Origin of the sequence: Klebsiella sp. GG_Kp173, assembly GCF_040062415.1 — a bacterium.
GTDB lineage: Bacteria > Pseudomonadota > Gammaproteobacteria > Enterobacterales > Enterobacteriaceae > Klebsiella > Klebsiella quasipneumoniae.
Genome location: NZ_JBEAFZ010000077.1, coordinates 13,886 through 29,434 on the forward strand (window position 1 = coordinate 13,886; position 15,549 = coordinate 29,434).

The following is a 15,549-nucleotide window of genomic DNA, read 5'->3' on the forward strand; positions in this document are numbered from 1 at the left end:
GGCGAGCGCCGGGGGAAGGCTTATTTTTTAATAACCGAGTTGAGGTCGCCGAGTTTAGCGGCGGGGTTCTTGTGGCACTGCTGCAGCATTTTCGGCACCGAGACGGTCTCGACTTCATGCCAGTCGACATAGTCCCCGCCGCTGAAGTCGGTGTTGCGATTCACTACCCAGAAGGCCACCGGGGTCATGCTTTTCGGGTTCATATCCATAAATTCCTGACAGGTCATATTCTGCGGTGTGGTTTCCTGTACCGCGAATGCCGGGCTGGTCATCAGACAGAATGTGGTCGCCGCCACGGTCAATACGAGTGCTTTAGGTAAATTCATTTTCTTCTCCAGTCATAAAATACGGCTTAAGCCCGAGCATGCTTCATCTTATTTCTCAGGACCAGAAAGCCGATGGCGCTAAATATCATTTCAACGCCGATAAATGCGGTAATAAATAACCAGCTTTGCTGCGGGTTCATTGCCAGCCACAGGCAGGCGATAATTAAATCCAGCAGACCGATAAAAATATTCCAGCCAGCGCCGCTTTGTTTTCGGGTTTTACATCCGCTGACGATGCGGGAAATACCGCCGAGAACAAATAAAAAGCCGAATAAAAAGGCCAGACTGCTCATGCCGTTGAGGGGATTAACGACAAAACTCAGGCCGAGCACGATCCAGGCGATGGCGAAGATCAGTGCCACCAGGCGTGATTTCCAGTGCTGCTGACGGAAAACAATCAGGCTGTATAGCGAATAGAAGCCGCAGATCATGAACAACATGCCGGTCACCGTGGCGAGATACCAGCCGGCGACCAATGGCCAGGCCAGACAACAGGCTCCGCAGATAAACAGCAGGGCGGCCATCATGCCGGCATGCCGTTTATATCGAATGAAGACGCGTGGGCTAAACGCATTTAAGGTGTAATTGCTAAACATAAACATAATTGCTCCGCAGATCCGGTTGGCGGCCTGACGCTGAATAAAATACGTTATGATATATTCAGCGGGCCAAAAGAAAGGTCTGAGGAAAATAGTAGGACGTGCCATCGCCAGGCGTAAATAAGAGTGCTGAGGTCACTTTATACGCCTTGTCTGACAGCTGTCAGACAAGGCCCGCAATATCGATTCCGGGCTCTGATTCTCAATAACTACGATATTTTTTAAGCTGGCTGCGTTTGGTGATGCTTACCGATTTTAATCAGGAGTTAACGATGAAAAAAGTCATTCTGGCGAGCCTGCTGGCAACCATGATGGGTACCTCTCCGGTGTGGGCAGCAGATAACGCGACGGCAGCGCCTGCCGCGGCAGCCACAGCGCAGGTGCAGAAAGAAGCCGCCGATGTGTTACAGGTGGCGGTTCAGGGCGCGAACGCGATGCGCGACGTCCAGTTCGCCCGTCTGGCGCTGTTTCACGGCCAGCCGGAGAGCGCCAAAAAACTGACAGACGACGCCGCCGCGCTGCTGGCCGCCGATGACGCCAGCTGGGCGAAGTTCGTGAAAACCGACGCGACAGCCAAAATGATCGCCGATCGCTATGTGGTGATCAATGCGACCATCGCCTTGTCTGAAGACTATGTGGCCACCCCGGAAAAAGAGAGTGCCATTAAATCTGCCAACGAAAAACTGGCGAAAGGCGATCAGAAAGGGGCTATCGATACCCTGCGCCTGGCCGGTATTGGCGTGATTGAGAACCAGTATCTGATGCCGCTTAACCAGACCCGTAAGGCGGTGGCGCAGGCGCAAAAACTGCTGAAAGCCGGGAAGTATTACGAAGCGAATCTGGTGCTGAAAGGCGCTGAAGAGGGCATCGTGGTGGACAGCGAGATGCTGGTGGCGGGTAACTGATACCTGTTCCACCCTGAGAGAGCGCAGAGGAAGAGACTGACAAGGATGTCCCCTTAACGGTCGGGCAGCGGACTGCCCGACCGGAACGGCTAGCGGCCGATGAGGGCGTCGATTTCGCCATCGATCTCGCGCATGACGCCGGTGATGCGCTGTACCACCTCCAGACAGCTTGCCGGCGTCAGCGAATCAGGCCGCTTAGCCTCAAAAGGGGAGCACAGTTGTTGTAGCGCAGTAATCCCCAGGATTTGTGCTGAACCGTGCAGACGGTGCAGCGCCCGCAGAAAGGTCTGCGGTTCATGCCGGGCGATAGCCTGTCCGGCGGCCTGTAAATCTGTGGCCGACGCATCGCGGAACGTCTCCAGCATCTCAGCCATCAGCGCCTGGTCTCCCCCCGTATTTTCGGTCAGCACGCTGAGCTTCAGATGCCGGGCGGCGTTAGGTGATGCGTGGCCCACCGCTAAGCGGCTGAGCTCATGGCTCAGCGTCTGAACCGACACTGGCTTAAACAGACACATATTCATGCCGCTGGCCAGACATGCCTCCCGCGACTGCGGCAGCGCACTGGCGGTCACTCCCCAAATCACCAGGCTCGGGTAGCGTCGGCGTAACGACGCCGCCAGCGCCAGGCCATCTTTCTTCGGCATATTGAGGTCCGTGATCAGCAGATCATAATGTTTGCCGGCGAGCTTATTCTCCGCTTCTTCACCGTCGCAGGCTTCATCGACACTGTAGCCGATAGTGTTGAGCTGGCGTTTGAGCAACAGCCGGTTGGTGGGGTGGTCGTCCGCTATCAATATCGACAGCCCGGGCAGGGCCTGCGGCCTGGCGGGCAACGCCTGTGGCGCGTGAATCGCGCAGCGACTCACCCTGACCGGCAGCGTGATGGTGAAAGTGGTCCCCACGCCCGGACGGCTGACCATCTCCAGCCGGCCCTGCATCAGCGTAACCAGCTCCTGGCAAATGACCAGCCCCAGCCCGGAGCCGGTCTGCTGGCGTCCCTGGCGCGCCTGGGCATAGCGATGAAAGAGGGTGGCCTGCTCAGCTTCACTGATCCCGCAGCCGCTGTCGCTAACGATGAGGGTCAGCTCTCCCTGTTTCTCATCCGCCTGCGCCAGCCGGCAGGAGATCTGAATCGCGCCCTCGGCGGTAAACTTCAGCGCATTGCCGATGAGATTATTGAGAATTTGCCGCAGCGCCTGAGGGTCGACCCACAGCGCGATCCCCTCCTGCAGAGGGAGATGGCTATGCAGCGCGATCCCCTTCTGCTGCGCCAGCGCGCCGAAGGTGTGGCACTGCTGCGACACCACCTGCGCCACATCGCTCCACTGTGGGGTGATCTGGTATTTTCCCGACTCAATCTTGTCGATATCGAGAATATTGCCGATAAGTCCCAGCAGGGTTTGCGCCGTCGACCCCGCCAGCTCGATTGCCTCTTTACGCTGACCGACGTTCAGCTCCGGTTTCGCCAGCAGTTCCAGAAAGCCGACGATGGCGCTCACCGGCGTGCGCAGCTCGTGGCTCATGCTGGCCAGAAAGCGACTCTTGGCTTTTGTCGCTTGAATCGCTTTGTCTTTTTCCCGCTCCAGCGCGCAGGAGAGGGCTTCCTTCTGCGCCAGCTCCTCTTCCAGCCGCTGCTGAGAGTCTTTGCGTTTGCGTACTTCCCGGCACAGGGAGAGTCCCCAGCCGAGGCTGATGGCGATCAGCACCAGCGCGAAGGCGATCAGCTGGTAAAACTGGCGGCTGTACTGGCTCCAGTTCTCTATTTGCTGGCTGGAGATTTTCGACCACTTCTCGGTCATCTGCAGAATGTCCCGCGGCGGAATGGCCTGCAGCGCTTTGTTGAGCACGGCGGCCAGCACCGGTTCATCGCGTGGGATCGCCAGCCGAATGGCGGCGACCGGGAGTCCATCGATGCGGGTGTAGTGAAGATCTTGCGGATAGTAGTGATCGATCATATAGCGGGCGGAAAGCTCCGAGGCCACGGCGGCATCCACCTCGCCTTCCTCCACCATCTTCATGGCGACACCAACGTTATCCGTCTCCACCCAGTTAACCTGCGGAAAGCGCGCTTTCAGGTCGTGGGCGGCGATCGGCCCCACCGGCAGGGCGATCCGTGCCGGGCGCGTCAGCAGATGCGGGTCGGGCGCGCTGCCGCGGGCGACCAGCACAAAGGCCACGTTAATGAGCGGCTCGCTGAGGGTGACGTAGGCCTGCGGCTGCTGGGTCAGGGTCGCGGCGGGCATGATCGCCCAGTCTTCTTTTTCCATGCGCTTTGCCAGATCCTGACGATTGCGCACCAGAATAGGGTCAAACTGCAGCCCGGTCTGTAGTGAGAAAATATTCAGCATATCGGCCATGATGCCGCGCAGCTCATCTTCGTCATCCACCAGGGTAAAAGGTGGAAAGTAGGGGTTAACCAGCAGACGGATGTGACGATGCTTCCGCAGCCAGCGCTGCTCCTCAGCGGTAAAAGGCAACGGGGTATTAAGAAACGACAGATCGCCGCGGTTGAGCCAGTTTTGCATGATCCGCATCGCGGTATCGCTGTCGATGGCGTGGATAAAACGGTCAAGGAGCTGGTGCAGCGCCGGTCGATCTTCACGGGTGACAAAGCGGTTGTGCTGCTCCTGCTGACGAAAATAGTGCGTGATGACCAGCGATTGCGAGAAATATTTCGAGATGCAGTGGCCGGTGGTGATGTTGTTGCCGATGAAATACTGATTCTCGCCGCTGACCACCGAGGCGAGGGCCTGATAGTCGCTATCATAAAGGGTGATTTTGGCGTTGGGAAACGCCTGTTGAATAATATCGAAAAAGGCGCAATCGCGGGTGCAGGCTAGCTTGACGCGGCGGTCGGTGGTTAGCGGCGGCAGGGGGGATTTTAGCGAGGTGACCAGCGTCGGCCAGGTTTTGATCAGCGGTGCGGATTGAACCAGGCCCGGGGCGAGCGCATCCCGGTGCGCCACCTGAGTGAGCAGGGTATCGACCTGGCGGTCGGCCAGGGCGGCCAGCGCCTGCTGCTCGGTGTCATATTGGCGGATAACCACCTTTAGCCCGAGGCTGTGCGCCATCAGCGCCAGATAGTCGGCGTTAATCCCCTGATAGCTTTCTTCGTCGCTGTCGTAGACGACGGGCGTCATCTCAGGGAGCCAGGTGCCGACGATCAGCGTTGGCTGGGCGGCCAGCCAGGCCTTTGCCTTATCGTTGAGCGGAATATCGATCGCCGCAATGTGGGCATGGCTTTTCAGCTCCAGTTGCCTCATGGCAAACGCGGTGGGAGAGAGACTCAGCGCCAGCCCGACAATCAGGGATAAAATAAGACGAACGACCATGCCATCACCCTATTTTATTGCGTTGCGCAAAGTCATAAAGCTCAAGCAGGGAGCTGCAGCCTAATTTATCCATCAGACGGACCTTATAGGTGCTTACCGTCTTATTGCTGATATTCATTTTGCTGCCGATGGTGGTGTAGTCGATGCCGCTGAGAATATAGCGGAAGACCTTCATCTCCTGCGTTGACAGCGTATCCAGTCGGTCCTGATCGGTGATGCCGTGGGTGCAGAAGCGCTCCAGTGAAAAAGGGAAATAGCTGTAGCCATTATTGGCCGCGTCGATCGCGGCGAGGATATTATTCATTCCCTCTTTTTTACTCACAAAACCATTGGCCCCGCAGTCGGCGCTACGTTTGCCGTAAAACAGTTCATTCTTGGCGGAAATGACGATGATTTTTCCCCGGTAGCGGCGTTTTCGCAGCTGCTCCAGAACGTCTATGCCGCTGAGTTCCGGAATATCAACGTCGACGATCAGCAGGTCAGGCTGCATGGTTTCGGCGGTCTGTACCGCATGGGCGCCGCTGTCGAGCTCCGCTGCGACGGTAATGCCGTTGCTGTCGAGAAGGTTGCGAATGGCGATACGTGCCAATGGATGATCGTCAATGATTATCGCATTCATGGGGGCGTAAATCCTGATATGAAAAAAGAGGGCGATGCCTGATGCAGGTGCGGCGGGGGTTATTTTTATCGGTGCCGTAATAAGGCGCAATTGTAACACAAATCGTTTTCGGCCGGGAAAATATTGTGGATGTGTGCCTGCCGAATATATTTGCATATCGGGATGACAGCTGTAGGAAAAGGCGTTCGCTTGCTTCAGCGCTGTCTGCTGTTAAAAAAAATGCAAACGATTAATCTGCGCTTTTTAAGGTGAGTTGCCGGGAATACCATCCGGTGACAACTGGCAGGTAAAATAATAACAATGGTAAAAGTAAAGCGCTCCCTCTGGCGAAAATGGGCTTGGAAACGTCTGATGGCAGGAATAATCGTCCTGGCAATAAGTAACGCCGCGGTGGGAAAGGACGTGACGACCACTGAGGCGCGGACGCGCGATATGATGCGCTGTCAGGATTATCTGCAGCTGGATCCGCGCACCTGGACGCCGATGGTGATCTGGCTGATGAACGATCCTTTTTCCCTGCAGCCGCCGGAGTGGACCGACTTCCATGAAGCCGAGCTGGTGCTGACGCCGATCCTCACCGAAATCTGCCGTCAGGAGCCAGATGCCTGGCTGACTTCGCTGCGGGAACGGCTCAATTCTTATCAGCAGGTGCGGTCGCTGAACTAAGCGACCGCGGTAAAGCGGCAGAAAAAGTGACTAAACGTGCAGTTAGCGGCCAATTTCTGCGCCGAAGATCAGCAGCGGCCCGCTTTTTTCGACAGGGCGTCGCAGGTTTTGCTCGCTGGCGTCGGGTTGGCGCCGGCACAGATGGCATCCGAGACGGTGCTACTGCCGCCCAGCGGGATCAGTCCATACAGTTTCGGCTCGGCGGCTTTAGTCACATAGCAGCGATGGCGGGTGTTGCCGATGGTCGCCACAAAGTTGGTTTTCACATCCTGCTGCTTCGCATCGGAAATGGTCACCTGCGAAACATCGACATTAAAGGCAAAAGCGGCGGCTTCTTTCATTTCGCTTTCCGTCGCCATCGGTGGTTTAGCTACGCAACCCGTTAATAACAGTGCCAGACAGGTACTGACTGATATATCCCGTATTTTCATATTTTCATCCTTTTGTGTGAGTCAGCGGGTTGTATATATGAGCGACGGGAGGGTGGCGTTGATTTTGATCAGCTGGTACAGGGAAGGGGTATTTTTCGGAAATTGGCCTGAATTGTTAAAGTTATCGTGAGCAGTATGAATTCCAGCGTTGCGGGAATGAAAGGTGTTTTATGCCGACCTTGCGTAGTAAGACAGAGTAAACAGGAACGCGGCAATGATGGACTGGCTTCGGGAGGTGGACAACGCAGATGGCCTGCGCAAACTTTTGCCAGGATAGAGCACTGTCTATTTTAGCGTAAGCGTAAATTTTCCTTTTCGCGATAACGGATTTTTTTATCCTCTTAGCGGAATGGCAAGAAAATGCTGACCACGCGCATTGCTCAACGGCTTATGTTGCCATTTTATCGCTGTTCTAAAATTTAGAAACAAAAAAGCCACTCTTTCGAGTGGCCTAACTGTATGTATTTACTGCTAAAATTTGGTGGCCCCTGTTGGGTTTGAACCAACGACCAAGCGATTATGAGTTATAGGATTGATTTATAACCATTATTCATTTTCGTTGAAAAACAGGTATTTAATCGTATGCATACCCCGCCATAATGCACTAATATTACCCAATATTACCTATCTGAAATATCCCCGGCATATCCCCGGGATTGCGAGAGGGAAGATTGGAAACCATCAAGTTCACCAAAGCTGCCATCATTGCGATCGCTTCTGATTCAGGGAAAAGGCTTGAGTTTGCTGACAGTGTTTTGCCCGGTCTACGCCTGCGAGTTACCCCTACAGGGTCGAAATCATTTTGTGTTACCCGGTACCGGGAAGGCAAATTCATCCGTGTCACTTTGGGTAAGTTTCCCGATCTCACTGTAGACCAGGCCCGTGACATGGCCTCACGCATCCTCGGTGAGGTGGCGACGACCCGCAGGAATCCAAACGACCAGCGGCGGGAAGATAAAAACAAATCCATCACCCTGGCTGAAGCGCTAGCGGAGTACATCAAATCCCGCGCTGGGCGTATCAAGCCGACAACTATAGAGCAGTATAAGGGCGTGCTGACTAACTTCTCTGGAGACTGGCTTAAAACACCGCTGGCGGCCATTGACCGTGAGAGAGTTGAAGTTAGGCATAAAGCCATTACTGATGGCGGTATATGGTTTGGCGATAAACCGCAGCGTGCTGGAGTAGCAGCAGGCAGTAAAGCCCAGGCTGATTTATGGGCGCGGGTTTTGCGTGCGGTCTACCGGTATTCGCATGATCATTATCGCGACAACGATGGCAACCGTCTGTTACCTGATCCGCCCACGATGGTACTGAGCACCAAACGAAAATGGCACGGCACAGCGCGTAAAACATCCCGTATCCGCAATAATGAGCTTTCCCGTTGGCTGGCCTCTGTTGATGCCGTTCGGCAACATGGAGCCAGTATCAGGGATGATTTTGCCGTATCGGTCTGCGATGCGCTGGATGTGGCTTTATTTACGGGCTTGCGCCGTGCGGAGGTGTTCGGGCTGGAGTGGGTCAGGGTGAATATGTCCGGCCGTTACTTCTGGATTGACCAGACGAAGAACGGAGACCCGCTTGAACTTCCGATTACCGATACACTGTTGGCTATCTTCCAACGCCGAAAAGAATTACGTCGTGATAATAACCCGTATGTATTTCCGGCGGAGAAAGGCGGAATAGTTACGGATCCCCGAAGGGTGATAGGCCAGATAAGCGAAGCTACCACGCAGGGCGGTACAGAGAGCGCCATTGGTTTCACCTGTCATGATGCTAGGCGTACTTTCGGCAGTGTGGCGGAGTTGGTAGGCGTTGGTTCATACATTCTTAAACGCCTAATGAACCACCGCACTTTCCGTAGTGCTGACGTCACACAGGGCTACTTGCACTATTCCGCCGATGAGTTGATGGAACCAGCGCAGAAAGTCGAGCGGGCAATACTGGAGCATGCTGGGTTAATTGAAAAAACTGGTGGGTTAGATAGCCAGTTGCTGGCCGTTATGGGGGCAATGACCGATGAAGAAAAACGCAGGATTCTTTTTGATATTCTTAATATTGAAATTAGGAACATAAATCATGGAAAAATTTAACGTGCCGGATAAATTATATTATCCAATTCATGAGGTTGCGGAAAAGTTAGGAGTCACTGTAAGGGACTTGTATCATTTTGAGGCTGTTTGTGCATTGGAACTTTGTGTGTATATAAAACACCATAGATATGATGAGAATCATAGTTTGAGTGGCACCTATAAAATTCTCCATGGCAATTTTTCAGAGGCTCAATTTGATGATGTGGATATAATCATCTACAGTGTTAAAGACGAGAGTTTAGATATTGATGGTGATATAGGTGAAATAGATTTTGGCGATGCACCGTTAGTTGTTGATTCAAAGTTTTTATATATAGAAAGAGATAGCCTGCATAAATTCCATCAATTATCCATCGATTATTTTAAAAGTACTCAGTCTGGAGAACATCCCCGAACAGCGAATAGAAAGGGAGAAGTAATTCCTGCATTATTGAAAATGATTCCAGAATTTGATGATGTTGATTTGGAAGGTGAAAGTATAAGTAAAATAGCTTCAATTTTAGAAGCAATTGCAGCAGCTAAAGGAATTGAGTTGAATCTTCCAGATAAAAATACTTGGGCGCGTTACTTGGGGAGAAAGTGAATTCACTTCTTACCTAAGTGAATTCACCCAAAATCTAGCCCGAGATACCAATAATCCTCACCGTTGTTACCCATTAACCACGGTGAGGCATCATGACTACCAACACCATGCAAGACAAAAAACTTACCCGCCCGGAAGCTGCCGCATACATTGGGGTTGCTCCGCGCACTATGGCTAACTGGCACAGTACAGGCCGGGTAAAAATCCCCTTCTACAAAGTAGGCCGCAAAAAAACTATCTACCTGCAATCAGATCTTGATACGTATCTGGCATCGGTTCGCCAGTCTGCGTAATAGGGGGGGGGAGAATATGGCACAAAGAAAACGTACCTCGTATACGAAATCCCACTCTGAAGAAAGGCAAAACTCTCGCATCAGCATGGGCACCAGAGACGAGTTTCACTCCAGCTGCTGTACCTGAGGTCAATAACCCCTACAGCCTAAAATCGGCCTAACAGAAAACCAATGCAACCACACGCAACTTCGTCTGATCAGCGAAAAGAAATTTTGTTGCGTGGCGTTGCGTTAAAAATATTGCAGCATACCTAACGCTGTCGCGGCGGCTCTGAATAACAACTTTTTGGAGCGATAGAAATGACTCGGAAAAAATTAACTGCCTTAACTGGCAGCGGCCAGACTCACCCTGAAGCCAGCAAGAAGGATAATTCCGGCAATAACTTTGCGGCGCGAATCCCTGTAACGCTTAGCAATATTGGCGGGAAAGAAATCCAGTCAGTTCGTGGGCGAAAACTTCACTCTTTTTTGGAGGTAGGCCGAGATTTCACCACCTGGATCAAAGCCCGCATTACCCAATACGAATTTGTTGAAGGCGTCGATTATGTGATTGTCGAAGATTTGACCTCCCCGAAACGGGGGAGCTCAAAATCTCGTCAACGCATTGAGCACGATTACATTCTCTCTCTGAATATGGGTAAAGAGCTTTCGATGGTTGAGCGCAATGCGCAAGGCAAGATGGCGCGCCAGTATTTCATCGACTGTGAAGAACGCCTTCGCAGTGTGGCGCCCGAGGAGCATGAGGCTGCGTTGCTGACATGGCGTAAAAATCGTGTAGCAGCTTGCGAAGATCACAAAAGCATGGCCGAGGCGATGAAGGGCTATATCGAACGCACTGGAGATAAGCAGCACGGCTTTGCCTACAGCAATGAATGCACCTTCCTCAATAGCCTTGCGCTGGGTATGCACCCGCGAGCATGGGCGAAGCAGAAAGAAATCCCGGTAAAGCAGGTGCGCGACCACATGAACACTGAACAACTGGCGCTACTGGCCTATCTGGAAAGCCGTAACTGCGCTCTGCTGGATCTGGATACCAGTACGGCAACCCGCAAGACGAAACTCACTGAACTGGCGCAACGTTGGCTGGTTAAAAGAGTGGGAGGAACAGCATGATCGCGGATAAAACAAAGGCAGCTTTGCAGAGCTGCCAATGTCACTACGAAAAACCGAAACAGATTAAGCATACCAGGGTTAATGCTGATGGTCAAAGAATGAGCCAGCGCAATTCTGCGACCGCTGTTTTTATTCAGGATTTTGGAATGCAGAGGTTATACATTCTGCTTTTTATGTTTTTTTCTCGCTTCTTGAATTCTTTTTTAAGTTCATCAAGTTCCGAATTTAATGCATTATATTTTTCGGGAATCCCGTGTAGATTTATTGCCGAGATGGCTAATTGCAACTCTTTTGCATCATTGAGGTCTGGCGGGAAAATTGAATCTGGACTGCCAATTATTAGTGCTGAGGCATGCTTACAAAGCACTGTTGCCGGGCAATCGCATGTAATTCCTATTTGTCCTTCAGTCTCAAAAACTACTACTTCATATCGATCTGTTTTATTGCTGCTGAGTGCTAAAAATTTGTATTCCATAGTTTTTCCACTCTCCGATGCATGTGTGTTAGTTGCTTCTGTTCAGCCTTTTGGCTCGATACCGCCCTGTTGTAGTTTTTCCCGGCAGGCTTCTTTAACCCATGAACTAAATTGGCCTTTTCCGGCAGCAGCGCTGATCTGTTCTAATAAATCATCTTCAAATCGAATGTGTTTCATTGTGCTGCCTGAGCGATCAAAGTTTTTTTTTGTTTTGGATGGTTGCATTGGTAGTTACCACTGGTGTAAGGTTAACCTAGATGGTAACTACCATCTGAATGTAAAGCAACTAAAAATAACGAAGCCCGCCGGTGCTACCAACACCAACGGGCCTCTAACCAAACCGTTAGTCGAGGTAACAGTTATGGCTGGATCACAGCATACCCAAACTCACCCTAAATTTACATGGCGTTTTCTTTCTACTTCTGAGCATTTCCCTGCCGCCAAACCGTTGGTGATCTATGTCAACGCATCCAGCGAACAGGAAGCCCGCGACGCTATGCCGGGAGCAAGCCTTATTTTTGCCGCCCGCCTCCCGTTTCATGCCTTTCAGGTTATGGAGGTGCGCCATGTTTAAAATCATCGTGACCCACACCAACCACGTAACAGGCATCGTCACCACCCGTACTGAGCCTAAGCGCTATAAGACTCGCCGGAACGCCGAGAAGGCAGCGGAGAAGATCGGCTATGTTTGTTCGCCTGACGGCAAGACCACAACCATGAGTATTAGCGCTGTAGTTGAGGAGGTGAATGCCGAGCCACACCACAACACAACCCTGCCTGTTTTATCCGGTAATACGTCATTGCAGTCCAGTGGTGATGCGGCCGCTGCGGTGCTTCTTGCGGCGGAATTGCAGGAGTTATGGGAGCTCCATCTTGATGCTCGCTTGCGGGAAGCCAATCCCAGTGCCGGCGCCAGATTCTGGACGCTCATCAATGAGCTGAACCGTGCAACCCGATGTACTGAACGCAGGTACAACAGCCTGTTGTTAAAGCTGGAGGGGGTCAATCATGCGTAAATCAACAAAAATGCTTGTCGTTCATTTATCTCTACCTGCCCCTCAAAACTTCACAGGCAAAGTGCTTGTGAATGTCGAAAAAGGCATAGCTGTTGGCGGGTTTCCGTTAAGACCAGATGAGTTCGTTGGTTCCGTCGATAGCTTTATTGAATGTTGCCGCCTGACAGGGCTCCAGATTGTAGAGGTGCACCATGAGTGAGCTAACCGTCCGACAGTTTGCTGATAAAGCATATCAGGCAGAAATCATTCTCGCTCTGATGCAGGAAAAATCGGCTGTACACATGGAAGATAGCGAAATTGACGCGCTGATCGTGATGGTTAAAGAGTTGATCGGCGATGTAGGTAGTTTTCTTGGTGAAGAAGCATCACGTGAGGAGGTGGAAAATGCATAACCCTCAGCCTAAAAACTTTACCTGGCTTTTTCTGGCAACTTACGCCGATGCTAAAGCGCTCCCTGTCGTTCTGCGTACTCAGGCTAATACCGAAGATGAAGCCCGTTCACAGCTTAGTGGCGATTTTTCTCTGACATTCGCGGCAAAAATCCGTTCCGATTGTCCTCTCACTTGTCATTGGTTGGATCGGGATAGTTCTGTTTTGTGGTCTGTCATGGGCTGCAATGCTGACGCCTCACTTCAGCAAATGAAGGGGGCTCGCAATGTCTAATCTCGAAATATTGACCCCGAAGAAGGCGAAATCGCGAGCTTTACAGCTTTCAACTCTGCTTATGGTGATTTCAGAGAACTCGCTGCAGGAGCACGAAAGACAGCATCTGGTCGAGCTTGCGTACGACATTTCGTGTGAGCTTGCTTCCTTCATGCTTGATCAAGAATTGCCGGAGGTAGGCCATGCATAACCCGGCAGAGTTAAACGAATCGCTTGAAAGGCGTATAGACCTGCTGACTGAAAAGGTGCTGTTCCTTGAGCAGCAGGTTAAATCACTGACTGACAGCCAGGGGGGAGAAATACCCCCGGGTATGGCGCCGGTATCTACTCTGGCCGCTGAGTTCGGTATTTCCACCAAAAAGGCGGAAGAGCTGGCGAAAAACACCGGCGTGATGATGGTGAAGTTAAAAGCGGGTGGCTTTGTTGCGCCGGAAGAGAAATTCAGAGAAGTGGCCAGGCAGGTGTTACGTAGCGCTAAACGTAAATACGGATCGGCATACTGGTATCATCCGTTGTTAGGCAAATTCCAGATGAGTGGAGGGATCCCGAAGTGACAGACACCGTAATCAAACCAGAAGAAATTTCCGACGCGCTCTTTTCCTGCGTGTATTCCTGGGTCAATGGCCATGCCATCGACAAGAAAGGGGCAGATGCTGCCGTAGCACGCCACCGTGACAGTACTTCGCCTTATGGTGTTCTGGCGCGTCGTCTGTGTGAATTTGTTGCCGGTAGTGGCCCAACTTACGAAGAATTATGTGATTTGGGTCTGGTATTGACCGATGCCAGCAGACAAAAAGAAAACCGTATTGCGCTGGTGGCAGAGGTTATCGGCGATGAGGTTAAACAGCTTCTCTGTGATGCAGAGCGGATTAACCGGATATTCCCGCAACCGAAGCCGGAGAAAAAGAAGCGTGTCACTGATGCGGCCACGTCCTCACTCAACCAGATGGGCCCAAGTCAGCGCGGGGAGGTGCTTCTTGATCACTATGGTGGATTACTGGCGCTTCACCAGGAATCGGACACAGTACACCACTATAACGGGGTGATATGGACGCCGATCAGCGATAAGGCGCTTGCCCGCCAGATGGCGGCAATATTTATTGAGGCTGATGCGCCATATTCCATGACGGCCATGAAGAATGCGGTCGATACGATGAAGTTGAGCCTGCCGCCGATGGGAGCCACAGAACGTAACCTGATTGGCTTCTCTAATGGTGTTTTTGATACCCGGAAGGGGGTATTCCGTCCCCATCAGAGAGAGGACTGGTTACTGGTCGCCAGTGAGGTTGAATTCGGGAAGGTGACTCAGGGGGAGACACTTGAATCCCATGCGCCTAACTTCTGGCGCTGGCTGCAGCATGCTACCGCAAGAAATGACAGAAAAGCGTCACGACTGCTTGCCGCGCTTTATATGGTGATGGCTAATCGCTACGACTGGCAGTTGTTTCTTGAAGTAACGGGCCCTGCCGGCAGTGGTAAAAGCGTTATGGCTGAAATCTGTACCATGCTGGCGGGTAAGGGCAATACGCAGTCGGCCAGCATGTCAGCGCTGGAGAATCCCAAGGAACGTGAATTGCTGGTGGGATACTCGCTTATCGTCATGCCGGATATGACGCGCTACGTAGGCGATGGCGCAGGGCTGAAAGCGATAACCGGCGGGGATAAGGTATCAATCAACCCGAAGTACAGACAGCCCTACTCGATGCGTATACCGGCTGTCATTCTGGCGGTTAACAATGATGCCATGCGGTTCAGTGATATTGGTGGCGGGATATCAAGACGGCGGGTGATTTTTAATTTTTCAGATGTGGTCAGTGAGGATCAGCGTGATCCAATGCTGGTGGAAAAAATCGAGTCGGAACTACCTGTGATTATCCGCCACCTGTTAACCCGTTTCGTGAAACAGGACGAAGTGAAACAGCTTTTGCGTGAACAGCAACGTTCTGATGAGGCGATGGAGGTTAAACGGGGTACAGACCCGATCATAGACCTTTGCGCAGCGCTGTTTTTTATGGATGAGGCCAAAGGACTGATGATGGGTGGTGGTCATTATTCTGCGCTGGAGCCGAGGAAGTATCTTTATCACCTCTATCTGGCTTTTGCTGAATATCACGGTATTAAGCCGCTGGCGGTCACTAATTTTGGCAAGGCGATAACAGCCGCAGCGCGGGAATATGGCCAGGAATATCTCACCAGAACGATTAAGGGGAGGCGTCAGACCAATGTCGGTATAAGTGAGCTGGCTGATGAATTTATGCCCAGAGCATACGGCTCTGAACAGCCAAGGGACGAACAATAGAATTTTTAAAACTCATTACTATCTACCCAATGGTTGAGAAAGGATGATTAAGTGATATAAAACAGTAGGTTAAGTTAGGTAGATAGCATGAAAATTACTATCTACCTACTGTCTACCTGCTATCTACCTTGTCTAC

General features: G+C 51.9%; 21 protein-coding genes. 14 read left to right on the forward strand and 7 right to left on the reverse strand.

Annotated features, from left to right (window positions below):
* Window positions 1-20 precede the first annotated feature (20 nt).
* Both hdeB and ABLU50_RS16315 read right to left on the reverse strand, forming a co-directional pair.
* On the reverse strand, window positions 21-326 hold the full coding sequence (gene hdeB, locus ABLU50_RS16310) for an acid-activated periplasmic chaperone HdeB (RefSeq protein ID WP_004206087.1): 306 nt from the start codon (window positions 324-326) through the stop codon (window positions 21-23).
* Window positions 327-352: 26 nt separating this feature from the next.
* Entirely contained in the window at window positions 353-928 is a 576-nt protein-coding gene (locus ABLU50_RS16315) for an HdeD family acid-resistance protein (RefSeq protein WP_004206086.1), read from the reverse strand.
* Window positions 929-1,167: 239 nt separating this feature from the next.
* Here ABLU50_RS16315 and ABLU50_RS16320 point away from each other — a divergent pair, with 239 nt between their 5' ends.
* A complete protein-coding gene (locus tag ABLU50_RS16320) occupies window positions 1,168-1,830 on the forward strand; it encodes a YfdX family protein (RefSeq protein ID WP_072140371.1) in 663 nt (220 codons plus the stop codon).
* Between the two features lie 89 nt (window positions 1,831-1,919).
* Here the strand turns inward: ABLU50_RS16320 and ABLU50_RS16325 are convergent, their stop codons facing one another.
* Together ABLU50_RS16325 and evgA are read right to left on the reverse strand one after the other, a co-directional pair.
* Window positions 1,920-5,162: a transporter substrate-binding domain-containing protein gene (locus ABLU50_RS16325; RefSeq protein WP_087833155.1), complete on the reverse strand. Its 3,243-nt coding sequence runs from the start codon at window positions 5,160-5,162 to the stop codon at window positions 1,920-1,922.
* A gap of 4 nt (window positions 5,163-5,166) precedes the next feature.
* Window positions 5,167-5,781 carry an acid-sensing system DNA-binding response regulator EvgA gene (evgA, locus tag ABLU50_RS16330; protein ID WP_004205283.1) on the reverse strand — a complete coding sequence of 205 codons (615 nt, stop codon included), beginning with the start codon at window positions 5,779-5,781 and terminating at the stop codon, window positions 5,167-5,169.
* Between the two features lie 300 nt (window positions 5,782-6,081).
* Here evgA and ABLU50_RS16335 point away from each other — a divergent pair, with 300 nt between their 5' ends.
* On the forward strand, window positions 6,082-6,447 hold the full coding sequence (locus ABLU50_RS16335; RefSeq protein WP_165453231.1) for an HdeA/HdeB family chaperone: 366 nt from the start codon (window positions 6,082-6,084) through the stop codon (window positions 6,445-6,447).
* A 68-nt stretch (window positions 6,448-6,515) separates the two neighbouring features.
* On the opposite strand, the gene ABLU50_RS16340 is transcribed toward ABLU50_RS16335, so the two are convergent.
* Entirely contained in the window at window positions 6,516-6,788 is a 273-nt protein-coding gene (locus tag ABLU50_RS16340; RefSeq protein WP_004205279.1) for a hypothetical protein, read from the reverse strand.
* A 761-nt stretch (window positions 6,789-7,549) separates the two neighbouring features.
* Here ABLU50_RS16340 and ABLU50_RS16345 point away from each other — a divergent pair.
* The 4 genes from ABLU50_RS16345 (at window position 7,550) to ABLU50_RS16360 (ending at window position 10,960) form a co-directional block, all read left to right on the forward strand.
* A complete protein-coding gene (locus ABLU50_RS16345) occupies window positions 7,550-8,971 on the forward strand; it encodes an integrase family protein (protein WP_064157973.1) in 1,422 nt (473 codons plus the stop codon).
* Window positions 8,958-9,554 (forward strand): hypothetical protein, encoded by a 597-nt coding sequence (locus tag ABLU50_RS16350; protein WP_139988936.1) that lies wholly within the window; start codon window positions 8,958-8,960, stop codon window positions 9,552-9,554. Before ABLU50_RS16345 ends, ABLU50_RS16350 begins: the two co-directional genes overlap by 14 nt.
* A 92-nt stretch (window positions 9,555-9,646) precedes the next feature.
* Entirely contained in the window at window positions 9,647-9,847 is a 201-nt protein-coding gene (locus ABLU50_RS16355; protein ID WP_040968888.1) for a helix-turn-helix domain-containing protein, read from the forward strand.
* A gap of 300 nt (window positions 9,848-10,147) precedes the next feature.
* Window positions 10,148-10,960: an antA/AntB antirepressor family protein gene (locus ABLU50_RS16360; RefSeq protein WP_348864864.1), complete on the forward strand. Its 813-nt coding sequence runs from the start codon at window positions 10,148-10,150 to the stop codon at window positions 10,958-10,960.
* A 133-nt stretch (window positions 10,961-11,093) separates the two neighbouring features.
* Here ABLU50_RS16360 and ABLU50_RS16365 read toward each other — a convergent pair whose 3' ends face one another.
* Together ABLU50_RS16365 and ABLU50_RS16370 are read right to left on the reverse strand one after the other, a co-directional pair.
* Complete coding sequence (locus ABLU50_RS16365; RefSeq protein WP_106925473.1) at window positions 11,094-11,435, reverse strand: hypothetical protein; 342 nt, start codon at window positions 11,433-11,435, stop codon at window positions 11,094-11,096.
* 42 nt (window positions 11,436-11,477) lie between these two features.
* Window positions 11,478-11,660, reverse strand: a complete 183-nt coding sequence (locus ABLU50_RS16370; RefSeq protein WP_331432932.1) for a YlcI/YnfO family protein — start codon at window positions 11,658-11,660, stop codon at window positions 11,478-11,480.
* Between the two features lie 136 nt (window positions 11,661-11,796).
* Between ABLU50_RS16370 and ABLU50_RS16375 the strand changes: the two genes are divergently transcribed.
* From ABLU50_RS16375 to ABLU50_RS16410, 8 genes are read left to right on the forward strand one after another with little or no spacing between them, the layout of a single operon-like run.
* Window positions 11,797-12,009, forward strand: a complete 213-nt coding sequence (locus tag ABLU50_RS16375) for a host cell division inhibitor Icd-like protein (RefSeq protein WP_072061051.1) — start codon at window positions 11,797-11,799, stop codon at window positions 12,007-12,009.
* Window positions 12,002-12,451, forward strand: coding sequence for a hypothetical protein (locus ABLU50_RS16380; protein ID WP_228136723.1), 450 nt, complete (start codon window positions 12,002-12,004; stop codon window positions 12,449-12,451). Before ABLU50_RS16375 ends, ABLU50_RS16380 begins: the two co-directional genes overlap by 8 nt.
* Window positions 12,444-12,650 carry a hypothetical protein gene (locus ABLU50_RS16385; RefSeq protein WP_072061010.1) on the forward strand — a complete coding sequence of 69 codons (207 nt, stop codon included), beginning with the start codon at window positions 12,444-12,446 and terminating at the stop codon, window positions 12,648-12,650. The genes ABLU50_RS16380 and ABLU50_RS16385 overlap by 8 nt, the downstream gene beginning before the upstream one ends.
* On the forward strand, window positions 12,643-12,843 hold the full coding sequence (locus ABLU50_RS16390) for a hypothetical protein (protein WP_048294170.1): 201 nt from the start codon (window positions 12,643-12,645) through the stop codon (window positions 12,841-12,843). The genes ABLU50_RS16385 and ABLU50_RS16390 overlap by 8 nt, the downstream gene beginning before the upstream one ends.
* Window positions 12,836-13,114, forward strand: coding sequence for a host cell division inhibitor Icd-like protein (locus ABLU50_RS16395; protein ID WP_048294171.1), 279 nt, complete (start codon window positions 12,836-12,838; stop codon window positions 13,112-13,114). The genes ABLU50_RS16390 and ABLU50_RS16395 overlap by 8 nt, the downstream gene beginning before the upstream one ends.
* Window positions 13,107-13,304 (forward strand): hypothetical protein, encoded by a 198-nt coding sequence (locus ABLU50_RS16400; RefSeq protein WP_048294172.1) that lies wholly within the window; start codon window positions 13,107-13,109, stop codon window positions 13,302-13,304. The genes ABLU50_RS16395 and ABLU50_RS16400 overlap by 8 nt, the downstream gene beginning before the upstream one ends.
* The gene (locus tag ABLU50_RS16405; RefSeq protein ID WP_040968884.1) at window positions 13,297-13,668 is read left to right on the forward strand and encodes a hypothetical protein; all 372 of its coding nucleotides are present in this window, start codon (window positions 13,297-13,299) and stop codon (window positions 13,666-13,668) included. The genes ABLU50_RS16400 and ABLU50_RS16405 overlap by 8 nt, the downstream gene beginning before the upstream one ends.
* Window positions 13,665-15,413 (forward strand): DUF5906 domain-containing protein, encoded by a 1,749-nt coding sequence (locus tag ABLU50_RS16410; protein ID WP_048294173.1) that lies wholly within the window; start codon window positions 13,665-13,667, stop codon window positions 15,411-15,413. Before ABLU50_RS16405 ends, ABLU50_RS16410 begins: the two co-directional genes overlap by 4 nt.
* Window positions 15,414-15,549 lie beyond the last annotated feature (136 nt).